Origin of the sequence: Mycoplasmopsis agalactiae, assembly GCF_000089865.1 — a bacterium.
Taxonomy (GTDB): Bacteria; Bacillota_I; Bacilli_A; order Mycoplasmatales; family Metamycoplasmataceae; genus Mycoplasmopsis; species Mycoplasmopsis agalactiae_B.
Window position 1 is genome coordinate 511,688 of record NC_013948.1, and the last position, 16,230, is coordinate 527,917.

Annotated in this window: 13 protein-coding genes; 4 read left to right on the plus strand and 9 right to left on the minus strand. The window is 30.0% G+C overall.

All coding sequences use genetic code 4. The features are described from left to right. Nucleotides 1-85 precede the first annotated feature (85 nt). A complete protein-coding gene (locus MAGA_RS02205) occupies nt 86-1,612 on the plus strand; it encodes a BspA family leucine-rich repeat surface protein (protein ID WP_013022061.1) in 1,527 nt (508 codons plus the stop codon). Nucleotides 1,613-1,710: 98 nt separating this feature from the next. On the opposite strand, the gene MAGA_RS02210 is transcribed toward MAGA_RS02205, so the two are convergent. Then, nucleotides 1,711-4,173, minus strand: a complete 2,463-nt coding sequence (locus MAGA_RS02210) for an MAG6410 family transglutaminase-related lipoprotein (protein ID WP_013022062.1) — start codon at nt 4,171-4,173, stop codon at nt 1,711-1,713. 208 nt (nt 4,174-4,381) lie between these two features. On the opposite strand from MAGA_RS02210, the gene dcm_N reads away from it, so the two are divergent. From dcm_N to MAGA_RS02225, 3 genes are read left to right on the plus strand one after another with little or no spacing between them, the layout of a single operon-like run. Continuing rightward, nucleotides 4,382-4,828 (plus strand): DNA (cytosine-5-)-methyltransferase N-terminal subunit, encoded by a 447-nt coding sequence (gene dcm_N, locus MAGA_RS02215; protein ID WP_155810356.1) that lies wholly within the window; start codon nt 4,382-4,384, stop codon nt 4,826-4,828. Beyond that, the gene (dcm, locus tag MAGA_RS02220) at nt 4,822-5,598 is read left to right on the plus strand and encodes a DNA (cytosine-5-)-methyltransferase (protein ID WP_081475974.1); all 777 of its coding nucleotides are present in this window, start codon (nt 4,822-4,824) and stop codon (nt 5,596-5,598) included. Before dcm_N ends, dcm begins: the two co-directional genes overlap by 7 nt. Next, a complete protein-coding gene (locus tag MAGA_RS02225; protein ID WP_013022063.1) occupies nt 5,577-6,800 on the plus strand; it encodes an MAG4270 family putative restriction endonuclease in 1,224 nt (407 codons plus the stop codon). The genes dcm and MAGA_RS02225 overlap by 22 nt, the downstream gene beginning before the upstream one ends. A gap of 146 nt (nt 6,801-6,946) precedes the next feature. On the opposite strand, the gene MAGA_RS02230 is transcribed toward MAGA_RS02225, so the two are convergent. The 8 genes from MAGA_RS02230 to MAGA_RS02265 all read right to left on the minus strand — a co-directional run bounded on the left by MAGA_RS02230 (nt 6,947) and on the right by MAGA_RS02265 (nt 16,053). Further along, nucleotides 6,947-7,879 carry an Mbov_0729 family lipopotein gene (locus MAGA_RS02230; protein WP_013022064.1) on the minus strand — a complete coding sequence of 311 codons (933 nt, stop codon included), beginning with the start codon at nt 7,877-7,879 and terminating at the stop codon, nt 6,947-6,949. Between the two features lie 316 nt (nt 7,880-8,195). Beyond that, nucleotides 8,196-9,230, minus strand: a complete 1,035-nt coding sequence (locus MAGA_RS02235) for a zinc-dependent alcohol dehydrogenase (protein WP_013022065.1) — start codon at nt 9,228-9,230, stop codon at nt 8,196-8,198. Nucleotides 9,231-9,671: 441 nt separating this feature from the next. Continuing rightward, nucleotides 9,672-10,622, minus strand: coding sequence for an Mbov_0729 family lipopotein (locus tag MAGA_RS02240; RefSeq protein WP_013022066.1), 951 nt, complete (start codon nt 10,620-10,622; stop codon nt 9,672-9,674). A 339-nt stretch (nt 10,623-10,961) separates the two neighbouring features. Continuing rightward, nucleotides 10,962-11,936, minus strand: a complete 975-nt coding sequence (locus MAGA_RS02250) for a BspA family leucine-rich repeat surface protein (RefSeq protein WP_013022067.1) — start codon at nt 11,934-11,936, stop codon at nt 10,962-10,964. Nucleotides 11,937-11,953: 17 nt separating this feature from the next. Beyond that, nucleotides 11,954-12,112 (minus strand): variable surface lipoprotein, encoded by a 159-nt coding sequence (locus MAGA_RS04525; RefSeq protein ID WP_155810358.1) that lies wholly within the window; start codon nt 12,110-12,112, stop codon nt 11,954-11,956. Nucleotides 12,113-12,429: 317 nt separating this feature from the next. Continuing rightward, nucleotides 12,430-13,623 (minus strand): BspA family leucine-rich repeat surface protein, encoded by a 1,194-nt coding sequence (locus MAGA_RS02255; RefSeq protein ID WP_013022068.1) that lies wholly within the window; start codon nt 13,621-13,623, stop codon nt 12,430-12,432. A 401-nt stretch (nt 13,624-14,024) separates the two neighbouring features. Beyond that, nucleotides 14,025-14,693, minus strand: a complete 669-nt coding sequence (locus MAGA_RS02260; RefSeq protein WP_013022069.1) for a variable surface lipoprotein — start codon at nt 14,691-14,693, stop codon at nt 14,025-14,027. A 319-nt stretch (nt 14,694-15,012) separates the two neighbouring features. After that, nucleotides 15,013-16,053: a zinc-dependent alcohol dehydrogenase gene (locus MAGA_RS02265; protein WP_013022070.1), complete on the minus strand. Its 1,041-nt coding sequence runs from the start codon at nt 16,051-16,053 to the stop codon at nt 15,013-15,015. Between the last annotated feature and the right edge of the window lie 177 nt (nt 16,054-16,230).

A 16,230-nucleotide genomic window follows, 5' to 3' on the forward strand; every position in this document is an offset into this window, starting at 1 on the left:
ATATTTTTGTCATTATGCTTTTTGACTAAAACTCCTTATTTATAATACTGCATGAATATTTTAATAATTAGAAGGACATGTAAAAATGAAGAAAAAACTTACTATTGCCCTTTCATCAGTAATTGGTACTGCACTGCTAGCAACTGCTATTGCAGTTCCAGTCGCTTTACATCAAAAAAATAAAAAACCACTTATGATCAATAATAATTTTGGCGCTATCAAAAATCCTAAAGATATGAATGATTTAATGATAGATGATGGCAATATGACTGAAAGTCATCCACCATTAATGAAATCAGAACCAGTAGATCTTAGTTCTCTTATTAATAAAGCAAGTTTAGGCTTAATAATTACAGATAGTGATTTACCTACTCAAAAACAATTATTAGATTTAGTTAAGAAAGAGAATCCTGGCTTAAGTGAACAGGCCTTACAGTCTTTAACTGTTGAAAATATCTCTAAAGAAGGTTCAACAATAACTTCTAAAAATAAAGATGATTTTTCTGGAGAAATAAAGCTTGAATATAGATCTAGAACAAATAGCGAACAAGAAAAATATAACAATGAAACAGCTGAATTAGTAAAAACAACATGAGAGAAGTCATTCAAAAATAAATTGCATAGTCTTATAACATTTGGCGAAATTTTTGATAGTTTAGTAAAAAAAGTTAATAGACAGGACAGCAAAATTACTATTGAAGAAAGTAATAGGAACACTATGCCTGATTCTCCATTTAAGACCAACACAAATACAAATAATAATAGTTCTGAAAGCATAAGTTTAGGATCAGGCGCAGCAGGATCATCGTCTGCATCTTCTTCAACCACGTCACAGCAAAAAGAATTTAAAATTAAAGTTGCTGATAAAACAGAAATTAAATTAGAGTTAGGAAAAATCACATCAGGAACTGTTCCTACCAAATACATTGATAAAAATGGCAAAGAAGTTACTACTGATAGTTGAGATTTATCTAACCTAGATGCAACTGTTATCACCAAAATTGGTTTCCACGATTACAAAGGAAGCATTAGAGTGCCAAATCTACCTAAAAATGTTAAGCAAGTACCAAAAGAATTACCATCAGTAGTAACTAGTTTAGAAAGCACATTTAGTGGATTACAAAGTGCCACAGTTTCTGGAATTGAAAGCTGAAACACATCAAACATAACAAATTTATCAAATACATTCTATGGAGCAAAAAACTTTAATCAAGATATATCAAAGTGAGATACTTCAAAAGTGACAGATATGTCAGCAACATTTTATGGTGCTTCAAAATTTAATAGTTCGCTAAGTGGCTGAAAAACAGATAAAGTGACAACAATGCGTTCTATGTTTTATGAAGCTAAAGAATTTAATCAAGATATTTCATCATGAAATACAGAAAACGTTACAGACATGAGCTTCATGTTTTATGGTGCATCAAAATTTGATAAAGACATAAGTAAATGAAAAGTTACAAATGTGAAGGATCACAATAACTTTTGCAAAAGTTCTGGCCTAAAATGTGAGATGACAGAACCTGAATGTAAAATCAAAAACTGTCCGATGTTTTGTTGTGAAAAGAATAAACAATGCGAAATATGTAAAAAAGCAATGGCAATGAAATAGTCATATACACTATATTGAAACTAAATTATTAAATAGCTAATAATACTATAAAACAGGGAAAAAGAAAACTCCGTCTCTGGAGTTTTTTCTAACTAATTTTAATTTACAGTGACTGTTATTACTTCAGAAGCTAAAGCATTTTCGGTTGCCTTTGTTCTTATTTGGTAAGTTCCTTTTTCTAGTTTTTCTAGTTTTCTAGTAACGATTGGTTTTCATTCGCCTTGATTTTCTAAACGAAATTCCATTGTGCTATCAACACCAACAACTATTCCATTATGAACCTTAACTTTGTTTCTAACATTGTTATCATTGCCTTTTAGTAATGGAATTACTTGAATATCTGATTCATATTTGTCAACGCCATTTTTATAACGAACTGATACTGAACCAAGTACAACATTGTCAACCGCAAAATCATTACTTGTAATATCTTTTCACTCACCAAAATTATTTCTGTATTCCATACCAGAAGAAACATTAGTTAATTTTATTGATTTATCACTTAAAGCAATTAATTTTGCCTGTGGTGTTTCATATTTTTGAACATTAAATTCAAATTCATTTGTGCCAGTAATCTTGAATTTATGGCCATATTTTTTAATATCTAATTTAACTTTAATTTTTTCATATTTTGTAAATTGATCTAAATAAACAATATAGCCATCACTAACTTTTTCAACATTATTAACCATTGCATTTGTAACAATAAAATTTCCTTTATCTAAAGATACTTCATTTGGATTTAAAACCACTTTCAATGAATATTTGCTAAATGTTTTGTTTAAATTAGTATTTTGACTTACTGATGCATTAATTTCTTTAAGTTGGAAATTATTGCTAAAGTCCTTGAATGCGTATCTTATTTTTTTATAACTTACTCAAGGAACAGGAGATTCATGATATTTATCGATTCTTACTCCACGCTCTTCTAATTTGCGTGATAAATTCTCTAAATTATGTGGTAGCGCATAAACATCTAGTCAATTCGAATCACTAAAGTCACTTGCTTTTTCAAATTTTTGGTCAAATAATGACATTGCTTCATCAACATTAGAAACATAACTTGCATTTTTATGATTTCTAAAACGGTTGCCCATTCTATCTTTGTAATGGTTGTAAAAGCCCTTAGCATATGAAAAATCATCATCATGCATTAAGAAGTAATTGTATGTGACTTTGTGCTTGTCAATCCTATCCTTTGCTATGCCTTTAGTTAAATCAACCCTGTCAGATGTTGTATCAACATGATATCACTTGCCATCAATTTCAACTAAGTTTCAAGCATGTTTTACACTTCTTCAGCTAGCTATATTTCCAGTCATCATTATGCTTGGAATTCCCATTTCATGCATTAGCATATTGAATCCATTTGCATATCCAGTACATATTGCATTTTTTTCAACAAGCGCAGAATGAGCTGATTGATCTTTTCAAATATCACCAGTATCAACATATGCAACATTAGTAGTTAGTCACTCATGTGCTTTAATTATTTTTTCTAATGTAGATAGATCTTTTCACTCAGCTACTATTTTTTTAGCTGCATCTCTAGCTTCTTTTTCTTCTTTTAATTTTCTGTCTTCATCTTCATTTCCAACAGAAACAATTGCTCTATATAAATTGCCTTTATATTCGGCTCATACTTCAGTATTTCATTGACTGTTTGTGTGTTTTTTGCCTGAAATATAGCCATTTTCGTCAAGTGTTAAATATGTTTTATCATTGTCCTGATTTGCATCAAAAACTAAATCTTCAGGATATGAAGTCTTTTGATATCATTTAACACCTTCAACAACTTGCTTAGTTTCATTATCTATTAAAGAAAGCAGTTTTTTCTCACTGCCATCACCAGTAACTGATACACTTTGCATGTTAAGAGCATACTTAGGATGTGAATAGTAGTTTCAAGCTTTCATTTCATTTTTATCTAGCAACATTTTATGAACTTGGTCTTTTGTAAGAGTTCTTTCTTCAAAAGGCTCATCATATTGCACAGGGTAATTAATTACAGATTCTGTTGCAACTGAAGTTGAAGTTGGCAATTCACTTGCATTGCTTGAATAATTTATAGAGCTCGTACTACTGGTATTGCTTTCAACTGTTGCTGAAGTACTTGTAGGTGTGGTTGTAGATGTATTGATGGCATTTGCTGCGCTATTTATGTTAATTTCACCGCTAATTTCATCTGGTTTAGTAATTTCTGTTTCTGGCTGTTTTACAGATTCTTTATTCAAATCAGCAACATTTTCAGTGTTAGTTTTATCAACTGCTGTGCTAGCGTCAGTATCAGTAGCATTACTGTCTAAATCCAACTTAACATTTTCAGCAAAATCTGCTGAAACAGCAGAGGCCGAACTAGCATTTTCAATAAAATTGTGATTTTCAATAACTGAAGGCAAGATTTTTTCAAGTTTTTCCAACTTTTCTTCATAACGTGAGTTGACTGTATTTATTGAAAAGCCATTTCCATTTCCATTACCAAATTCACAACTAGCTGAAATTACAGAAGTTGCAAAAATTGAACTTAAAGCCAAAACACTAACTAATTTATTCTTCTTCATAGCCACCTACTTTTTTACATTTTCTTTATATAAATAATTTTTCACATTATAAATGTGCTCCCTAAATTAATAACAAATTTTTGAAGCAATTTATGCAAAATATGGAATGATTTTCCATATATTTTTTTGTGCATTTTGTTGTCAAAAAATAGCTCTACTAAAGTTCTGAAGTTATTTAAAATCATAAGCGCGATAAAATAATTAAACTATGAAAAATATTAAGATTTATGAATTATTTGCTGGTATTGGAAGCCAATATAAAGCTTGTAAAAATATTGCAAGTGAACTTAATGTTAATTTTGTAAGCTTAGGAGCTTGTGAATGATACATTGATGCAATTATTGCTTATATGAAAATACACTATGATAGTGTTTTACCTGAAAGTGACTTAGACAAGGATGAAATGGTTAATTTATTGAATAAATTTACCTTTTCAGCTGATTCTAAAAAAGAAGTCAATAAAGCCTATTTTACAAGAATGAATGAACAAAGGCTACGTTCAATTTTCCCTTATCTTTTTGGCTTTGTAAATTATGAATATTTTAGTAAAAAATGAGATAAATCTAAAATAGAAAATAAGGGGGGGGGCACGAGTTTCACTCGTTTACGAATATCAGAGATATTCAAATTTTACCTAAAGACATTGATATTCTAACTTATTCTTTTCCTTGTCAAGATATTTCCCAGCAAGGGAATCAAAAAGGTATAACAAAGCAAACTAGATCAGGATTGCTTTATGAAGTTGAAAGAATTTTAAAAAGCAATAAAGATAGACTCCCTAACGTACTGCTCTTAGAAAATGTAAAAGCATTAGCATCTAAAAAATTCATAAATCAGTTTCAAGATTGAATATCTTCCTTAAGCGAATTGGGCTATAAATCAGTGTGAAAAGTAGTTAACTCAGTGGACTATGGGTCTGTGCAAAATCGTGAAAGAGTATTTTGTGTTTCTTACTTAGCGAATAATGATTTTGACTTCCCAAAGACAGTAAAATCATTTAAAAAATTAGAAAATATTGTTTTCAATAATTCAGAAATGAAAAATTGCAATGAGCTGTTGCAATATTTTCATAATAACTTTAGTGAAACAAAAAATCAAATTGTTAAAACCAAACTACTTGATTACACTAACTTTAACTCTGAAGCATATGTTTATTTGCCAACTAAACTAGGGCCAACATTAACTGCTTCAGGAGCAAATGCTAGATTAAAGTTTTATTTTGAGAAAACAAATGAACTTAAAATAATGTCGTCTAAGCAAGCATTTTTATATATGGGATTTACCGAAAATGACTATTTCAAAGCAAAAGAAGGAAATTTAATCAGTGAGCAAAAGTTGATTTTTTTATGTGGTAATTCAATTTCAGTTGAAGTTTTAGAAAGTATTTTTAGGCAGGTTATAAAATGCAATTTAGTAAAAGCATAAGAAAATACAGACTAAATTTTGCTACTAGATCACTGAATAACAAAAAATCAAATAGTGCTAAAGCAAAAGGTTATATAGACTTATATATTGATACTTTTGATGAAATAATGTATTTAGCTTACTGAAAAATAAACTTTGACTATCTTATAATAGATCAGTATACAACTAGATCATGATTTGAATGCCAAAATAGTAATTTCAAATCCCGTAATTCTTTATTTAATAAACTAAATATAAGTCAGCACCCTAGACCTAGTCGAAGTGCTAATTTGCTATATGAATTAAATCCTCAGGAGTTAGAAATTACTAACTCATGATTTAACTCAAAAGCCTATAAATCAACCTTAAAGAACATAATTTCTATTATTAAAGGCAACAATGCAGGTGGCTCATTTTCTAGCCCAAAAGCTGCTGAAATAATTTGTACAAATTTAAATAATGATAATGAAGTTTACAAAGAAAACTTAATTATGTTTCTTGATAATATTGATTTTAAAAATTCATTTATAACTGATGTAAATGAATCAAATATTGAGAATTATGATTTAACCTGAGCTCAAGAACCAATTAATATTAACGCTCTTATAGGTTTAATTAAAACAAATTCAAAATATAAACCTTATGAAATGCTTTTAGATCTAACTTCAAATTTAGAAAAAGAAGCATCGACTAGAAAAGAAAATTTTAATATGCAAAAAGAATTTATAAATCAATTAATCAAAGAAACATCCACAACAGGTAGAGCAATGTTGCTTGCTAATCAAGATATTACACGTAAAAGAGCTAGCGCTTCAAGAATGAATATAAATGTTTTTGAAGAAGACTACTATACTTATGAAAATGCTCATATTTATGATGTTAAAGCAATAAAAAATAGACTTTCTGAGCTTATCTCTAAAAATTTTCAAAAACATAAAACCTCTGCAAGGCAAATAATTAATTCTAATGAATGCCAAAGTGTTTTAAATTTAGTTAATGATGAAAATAACCTAATAAACTTACCAAAGCAGGTGCATGATTGATTTGATGATAACAGATTTACATATGATCAAAATGGTATATTAGTTTTGTTAGATGATACTTTAAAAGTAGATGAATACAATGAATTTAAAAAATGCACTAAAATTCCATTTAGCTTTTTAAATAATAGGCGTAAAGAGTTTATAAATTTAAGAAATATATTTAGAAAAAATGATGTTTAGAGGCTTGCATTAGTTGTTTAAAAAATCAAATTAAAAAGAGCAAAGTTATACTAGGACAAAAAAGTAGACCACAGCAACTCTGCTGAGGTATTTTTTTGAAAGGGTAAATAATGGCAAGACATTTAAGCTTAGAAGAATGAAAATATTTATTTTTTGTTTGTATATTTGTTATACACCTCAGTTATTTTTTTCTTAACTTTTTCAAATAAACTAGTAAAGTCTTTATTTATTTGTTCAGTAGTGGAAGGTTTAGTTAAATGAGTAACATTGTCAAATACATTAGTAAGATCTTCTAGATCCTTGTCTTTGAAGTCAAATTTTTCCAAAAACTTTTCAACATCGCCATTAAATTTATTAACTGTTTCTTTGGATGCAGAATCAAACTTCTCTTTTAACTTTCTAAGAGATGCATCATCTTTGAGCTCATGTTCTATGTTTTCAAATCCATTAAAAAACTTGTATAAGAGTTCTAGTTTTGTTTCTGCATCTGTCTTAACAGTTTCTGAATTGCTATTAGCATCACCTGAATCATCAGACATAGGTTGTTCACCATTGTTTGATGTCTCTCCATTCCCAGGTGTAGATCCTTCAGTTTCACTTCCTTGAGTGCCATTGCCTCCATGGCCTGATGGGGTGGTGCTTTCAGTCATTCTAGAGCCTTCAGTTGTTTCATGAACTCTTGACATCTCAGTATCTGTTGGTGTTTCTGATGGGGCAGCTCCATCATTCATTGAAGTGTCTTCTTCTCCAGGTTTGTTGCTTTCCCCACTTTCACTAGAGTTTCCGCCATCACTATTTGGAGTAGTTTCACTATTATTTGATCCTTCTCCACCACCTGGGTTTGCTTGACTATTTTCTGATGAAGTTGAATTACCGCTTTGTTCTTCGTTTTTGTTGCCAGTATCTGTATTAGTATTGTTATTTACTTCTGGATTATTTTTATTTTCATCTTTGTTATTTTTGTCATCTTCTTTATTATTAGTTGATGATGAAACTGTGTCATCACATTTAGCAGCTACAAAAGGAATTGCACTCAATGAAGCTACTGAACCTAAAATTAAAAATTTCGATTTTTTCATAATATTTTTAATATGCTTCCTTTGATTAATGTTCGTTATAGAAAATGAATTATATAAGCAAGAAATAATAACCAGAGAGAGAGAGAGAGAGTCGGAAAAATATGTAATTGTTTCCATATTTACTAAATTAAGTATTGTTTAACATATTGTATTAAAAGTATGTTTGTCATAAATTGACCCACTACTAAAAACAAAATAAAACAGCAATAGATACTTAAAAACCTGTTTTATAGGCCTTAAAGGAAAAACAAGAATGTATGCAAAAAAGCATCCTGGTTTTAAATTAATCAGGATGCTTTTTTAATTAATAAATTAATTATTTTCTAAAGTCAATTACAGCTCTGCCGATTAACTCACCTTTAGATAGTTTTTCAAACACATCTTTTACTTCATCTAAAGTAATTACCTGTCCAACTTTAGATACTATGCCTTTTGTACCTAAAATTAGTGCTTCTTTAGTATCTTGCCTTGTGCCAACAACTGAGCCTAAGACATGATTTTCGCCTGAAATTGTGGCTAAAATAGATAAAGGAAATTCAACTTTGCCATTTTCATCCTTTGGTGGAACACCAACTAATACTTGCTTACCTGCTCTACGTAAAATATACATTGCTAAAGCTGCTGAAGTAGCAGAAACTGATGTATTAATTACTGCATGCACACCACCATTAGTAATTTCTTTAATTTCTTGAACTAATGATAAATCATTAGCATTAAATGTATAATGTGCTCCTTCAGTTTTAGCTGATTCTAATTTCTTATCATCAATATCTATAGCAATAATATTAAGCCCCATAGCTTTAGCATATGCTATTGCAAAATGGCCTAGTCCACCAATTCCAATAATAGCAACATAATCACCAACTTTTAATTCAGCTTGCTTTAGTGCTTTATAACTAGTTACTCCGCCACATAATATTGGGGCTCCTGCAACTATATCTAAATTACTTGGTATAGGCAAAACATAATCTTCATGTCCAATTGTATATTCAGCAAAAGTTCCTGGCTTAACTAAAGAAGTTACGACTCTAGAAGTGCATAAAATTTCTTTTCCACTTATGCAATATTCGCACATACCACATGCGCTAAACATATAGCCAACACCAACTCTGTCACCAACTTTTATTTTGCTGCATTTTGGTCCAACTTTTGTAACAATTCCTATGCCTTCATGACCTGGCACCATTGGATAATTTGGTTGTCTAGGTCAATCAAAATTTGCTATATGTAAATCTGTGTGACACACACCACTAGTTTCTAATTTAACTAAAACTTCATTATCAACTGGTTCAGGTATATCAATTAATTCAACACTATATTCTTTAGGGGCTTTCACCACAAAAGCTTTCATTTTACTCATCTTTAACACAACCTTTATTAATAATCAATAATTATTAATAAATGATATTAAGTTATATTTTCAAATTTCAAAACATGGAAAAATAGTCTTATTTTTTTATACAGGAAGTGAAAGATAAAAAAATAAAAACAGATAGTGGTTTCTGTTTTTATTCACTTATAAAACAGTGTTTTTGGTTAATTTCACTTCTATTGTTTGCTGATTCTTTTAGATAACTAATTGTCTTATCAACAACATTGAATGTTTTTAAAAAAGTAAAAACAATAAGAAGACAAATTTTTATACTTAATGTGATTAGAATCGAAAAAGTTAAAGCATAATTTTAGATTTTTAAGCATTTAAATCCGTGAAAAATATATCGACCAAGAATCGATATATTTAAATTCTATTTAAACACATTAAAGAAAGAAATGTACATATTAAAATGTAAAACTATTTTTCTTTTTTTGTGTACATGCTATAAGCTTCGGTTAGTTTATTCTTAACTTTTTTAAATAAGTCAGTGAAGTTCTTGTTAGCTGTTTCATTTGGATTAGAAGAAGTTAAGTTTGTAACATTATCAAATACATCAGTAAGATCATTTATATCTTGTTCTTGGAAACCAAATTTTTTTAAAAATTCTTCAGTATCATGATCAAAGTTCTCAATGGTTTCATTAGATTTAGAATCAAATTCACTCTTTAATTTCTCTAATTTGTTTCCATCTTTTAAATACTCTTCTATTTGTCCATATCCTTTAAAAAAATGATATAGAAGTTCTAGTTCTTTTTCTGCCTTAGATTTTGCAGAGGCTGTATCACTATTAGAGCTTCTAGAAGAACCTGGATCATCCCCCATAGGTTGTTCGCCACTATTAGTGCTCTCTCCATTCCCAGGTGTAGATCCTTCAGTTCCGTTTCCCTGAGTGCCATTGCCTTCATGGCCTGATGGTTGAGTACTTTCAGGTGCTATAGAACCTCCATCTGATTCAGGAGCTTTAGGAGCCTCATGCTCTGATGGCATTTCAGAAGGAGCAGTTTCGCCATTCATCGGAGGCATTTCTTCTATAGGACTATTGCCCCCCCCGCTTTCATTAGAGCTTCCGCCATTACTATTTGGAGTAGTTGCACTATTATTTGATTCTTCCCTACTTCCTGGAGTTGCTTGACTATTTTCTGATGGTGCTGAATTTGTGCCTTGTCCGCCATCTTGGTTGCCAGTATCTGTATTAGCACTGTTATTTACTTTTGGATTATTTTTATTTTCATCTTTGTTATTTTTGTCATCTTCTTTATTATTAGTTGATGATGAATCTGTATTGTCACATTTTGCAGCAATAAAAGGCAAAGCACTAATAGGTGCTATCGCTCCAAAAATTGTTAAAAATTTATTATTTTTTTTCATAATGGCTAAGTATATAGTATTTTTATTTTTAGTATTAATTTAAGAAATTAATACTATGGCCTTTTACCATAAATTGATTATTTGTTCGGAAATGTTAAATGTATCTAGTTGTGCGATGAAATTTGTTTTGTAAGAGTGGGCAAACAAAATGACTTTTTTAAAGTTTATCTGATGATTGTGAAGGGAAAATTAAATCAAAATGTCACTTTCAAGATACTGAAAAATTAGTTAAAGATGAGTCAAAATCATTAAATAAATAGTTAGATTTTAAGAAGAAAGTAAAAAATGCAGAAATCAAGGCTGCATTTTTAATTATTAATGTGAAATGATAAGAGGAAACTATTTTTTTAGAAGCTTGCTTTTTTCAACATTTCATGTTTTAGCAATGCTATCAACATATTTTTGCATCTTTTTAGCTTCTAGAAATATTCCAGACACGTTAACGTTTTCCTTGAATTTTCAGCTGCTTAGATCTTGTTCAAAGTTTTTAGCATACCCGAAGGCTTGTTCAGCGGTAATAATATTTCTTGTGTCTCATTTGTCAAGATTATCTATATTTTTAGAATCCAGGTTATAGAATGACGCCAATAATGAGTTAACCTTTTCTGGTAAGTGATCAGGAACTTTTATTGTATAATAAGAAATTAAAGTAAGGTGTATGTGTGAACCTTTTTTATGATAACCAAGTTGTGTTATTATAGTTTTTCTAGTATTTCCTTTAAGTATATTTCTTCAGTTAGGTTCTATACTATCTGAGCCAGCTTTATGATTATCGAGAACTTTATCTTTTTCATTTTCAAAATAATATTTAGTTACAACAGCATCTTTAAGTACTTTACCTAAACTTACGTCAAATTTCTGAGTTCCTAATTGTAATTTAATTCTATTTTTATTTTCACCCTTTGAATCAATATTAAGATACTTGTCTTTATCATTTTGATCTTCTAGTTTTAAATTACTAATGCCTTTTTTATTAGCGTATAATGCAATTTGATCAACAAATTCACCTTGGGTGTGGAATGAACCAAAAGCATCTTCATGTACTTTAACTATCTCTTTAACAGTTTCAACATCTTTTTTATCTTTTGCTTCTTGTGCTTCTTTTTCTTTTCTAGCAGCTTCTTCTTGCTTTCTTTTTTCTTCTTTTTGTTTTCTTTCCGCTTCTTCTTTTGCTTTAGCAGCCCCTTCTTGTATTCTTTTTGCTTCCTCTATTGTATGCGGCATAGCATATGTGCCACCATTATTTTCTGAATTATCTGCTTGATCCCCTTGCTCACTATTAGAATGAGTAGTTGAATCACTCATACTATCCATATTATTATCATTATTATTTAGGGGGGGGTATCGTTTTTAGGATTTGTATTTTCTTCAGTTATAGAACCGGACATATCACTCTTATTTTCATCTCTTTTTTTACATGAAGCTGCAATTAAAGGTAGTGAAACTAGAGAAAGTGACAAGCTAGTTAGAATTTTTATTTTCTTTTTCATGTGTTTAAGTTTCCTTTCATTGATTATCACTTACACTTAAGTAAGCAAAAGTAATTGCCATTCTTGATTAATTAAATAAATTCTAAATTAAGATAGCAAAAATAATTGTGGTTTGGATTCAAAAAGAATATTACTAGAAAAATTTATTTTTGAAGAAAAAAATTAAATTTATTGCCTTTTTGGGGCAAAATCAATGTTTTTTGCTGATTTTAGCCCCGAAATTAAGTGCGAACTAGATAAATAAAGCAAGAAAATTAACAAAAAAACATATCAGCTCACATGACTAAATATGTTCTTTATTTGCTAGTTAGTGCATCTTATACAAGATCCTCTTTTTTAACGCCTCAAGATTTTGCAATATTATCAAGATGCTGTGTCATTTTGGAAGCGCCTTTAAAAATAGATTTCTTACTGGTTTCTTTTTTTAATTTTCAGCTGCTTAAATCCTGAGAGAATTTTGATGCTCCGTCAAATGCACCATCAGCTTTGGCTATATTATTAACATCTCATTTTTCAATATTCTCAATTGATTCTGATTGAAGATTATAGAAAGAATAACTTAACGAATCAACTTTTAGTGGTAGTTGTCTTGGAACCTTAATTGTTTTCTTTCCTAATGTAGTCAGTTTGAAATTGTTGCCATCTTTATGATAACCTAATTGAGTTATAACAACCAGTTTGTCTCTCATGTTATAACCTCAATTCTTATCAACAATTCATTTTCCATCAGGAGTCTTTTCATGATTACTTAATATCTTTGAAGGTTCATCTTTTAAATGGTATTTTGTAACAACGCCACTTTCTAAAACAATTCCTAGTTTTACTTCAAAGTCTTGTGAACCAATTTTTAGTTTTATTGTGTTTTTATTTTCTTTACCTTCATTATCTACAATTAGTTTTTTATCTTTTTCGCTTTCTCTTTGAAGTTTAAGATTGCTAATTCCTTCATCATTAGCATAAACTGCAATTTGATCTAAAAAATCACCTTGTGTATGGAAAGCAGCAAAAGCATCTTTGTGTTCGTTAACAATTTTCTTAACTTTTTCAACATCCTCTAATTCTTTTTTTAGTTTTGCGTCTACTTCAGGAGTAGATCCTGGTGCATCGCTACTCATACCATTTGGATGATTATTGACTGAGTAATTGCCGCCATTATTATTCGAAGAAGAACTTGAACTTTCCGAAGTTTCTGGAGCTACTTGAGTTTCAGCTTTTGGTTCATCACCTTGAACTCCATTATTATTAGGCGTTGAAGAATTATTCATTTCATTGTTTATTGTTTCTGTGCTTGAATCATTATTTGATGTATCTATATTATTTTTGCCTTCATTACTATTAGTATTGGTGTTTTTATCATTATTATTTGTGAGTTCGCCAGTTATTTTGTCTTTTTCTAGCTTACTTTTATTCGTTTCTTCAGACTTTGCACTAGTGCCGCATCTAGCAGCTACAAACGGAATTGCGCTAAGGGATGCCAGTGAGCCTAAAATTAAAAATTTTGATTTCTTCATAAATTGTTTTTATACTTTCTTTGATTAATGTTCGAGATTTGAAAACAAATTATAAAGGCAAGAAATAATAAACCAGAGAGAGAGAGAGAGAGAGAGAGAGAGAGTCGCAAAATGTGTAATTGTTTCCTTATGCCTCAATCAGGCAATTTAAAAGCTTTTTATGAAAATTATATATACCAAAATTGACCTTGCTAATGAACCTTATATTACAAAATTAACGAACACCTAAGCATCTGTTTTATAGTGATAAAGGGAAATTAAGCAAGCATACAAAAACATCCTGATTAACTAAAATCAGGATGCTTGTTGAAATTAATAAAAACGGCAGGCGATACCGCAAATCTTTTTATCTGTTCTAGATTTATACTTATTATTCGCAGCTAAAACATTTTTTGATTAATTTATTTTACTTTTCCCTTTTCGCCGATTTTTTCTAGGTAGCTAATTATTTTGTCTAAATCTTTGAATGTTTTTGCATTGTGGAACTTTGAATTTAGTAGTTTCTTCAATTCTTCTAGTTGTTTTAAAACTTCATTTTTCTTTGAATTATCTTTTAGTACTGTTTCAATTAACTTTTTGATATTTTCATATTCAACTTCAATCTCTTTTTTATAGTCTTTTTTAGCTTCATCATCTAGAATATCTGAAACTGATTCTCCATCATCAATTGAGCTATATACTCTTCCTATATCATATCCTGAAGCATCTGTATCATTTGCAACTCTGTCAACATTTGTAGAACCAATATTCATTTCATTTTTAGATGCGATTTCTGTCAAAGTTCCTTTTTTACTTTTTAAATCTTCTGATTTAGACATAGATTTATCTAAATCTTTGTTTGCATTTTCTTTTTCTAATGTTGAATTTTCATTTGATTTATCAGATGAAGTCATACTCATTGCCATATCATTATTTGCTTCATTTTGCTTTTTAGATCCAACATTTGCTGACTTGCTGCTTTTATCTTCTTTTATAGTATTTTTAGCTTCTGCACCACATTTTGCAGCTACAAATGGAACAGCGCTGAGTGAAGCTACTGATCCTAAAATTAAAAACTTTGATTTTTTCATAATATTATTTCTATACTTCCTTTTATTAGTTTTTGAGATAAAAAATGAATTATATAAGTAAGAAAAAATAGCCAGAGAGAGAGAGAGAGAGAGAGAGTCACAAGAATATGTAATTGTTTCCTTATACTTAAATTAAGCATTTTTAAACACATCTTATAACAAATAAATTTGTTGAAAATATCCCATAAATAACCTTCGCAATTACAGATAAAATAAATACCTAAACCCCCTGTGTTTTATAGTACTTAAAGGAAAGTAAGCCGACATATAAAAAACATCCTGATTAACTAAAACCAGGATGCTTTTTAATTAAAATAAATTATTTTCTAAAGTCAATAACAGCTCTTCCTAAGAACTCGCCTTTTTGAAGTTTGTCAAAAATGTCAGAAACTTCATCAAGTTTAACTACCTTAGTAACTTCAGATTTAACTTTTCCTTCAGCAGCATATTCTAATGCTTCAGCTAAATCTTGTCTAGTACCTACAATTGAGCCCGCTAATTCACGTTCTAATAATACTGACCAGAAAATTGAAACTTTGAAATCATCTTTGCCATGTTTGTCTTTAGCTGGTAAGCCAACTAATACTTGACGGCCGCCACGACGAAGCATGTCCATACCTTGTTCAGCAGCACTAGGGTGCACTGATGTATTAACTACAGCATGTACACCACCATTAGTAACTTCGATGATTTTTTCAATAAATTTAGGATCTTTAGCAGAGTTGAATGCATATTCAGCTCCTGATTTAAGGGCTAATTCGCATTTTTCATCTGATAAGTCAATGCCAATAGGTCTTAGTCCCATAGCTTTAGCATATTGAATAGCCATTTGGCCTAAGCCACCAACACCAATAACAGCTACAAAATTGCCTGCTTTAGCTTTAGTTTGTTTTAATGACTTGTATGTTGTTACACCTGCACAAACAACAGGAGCACCTGTAATTATGTCTAATTTTTCAGGCACTAGTCCAACATAATCTTCATGACCAATAGCATATTCAGCATATGAACCATCTTTAGTATAAGCTGACATATTTTGATTTGGACAAAGAGTTTCTCTGCCTGTTAAACAATATTCACAATAACCACAAGCATCGTGCAATCATGCTAAAGCAACTCTGTCACCAATTTTCAAGCGTGTGCATCCTTCCCCTAATGCAACAACTTTTCCAATTCCTTCATGCCCTGGTATTAATGGATATTTTGGTTCCACTAATCAATCATAATTAGCAGCATGCAAGTCTGTATGACAAATGCCTGAAGTTTCCATTTCAATTAAAACTTCTTTGTATTTAGGCTTAGGTACATCCACTTCCTTAACACTTCACTTTTTAGGTTCGGTCACAACAAAAGCTTTCATTTTTGCTGGAATTTCTTTCATTTGAATCTCCTTATGAATATAAAATTTAAAAACTTACAATTAAATTTTACAACTATTAATAAGGCCTATTTGATTATTTACTGCTTTTAAGACTAAAATAAGACTTTTAAAAAAATTAACTGGGAAAAATCAAACTTTTTTCCCATTTTTTTCCTT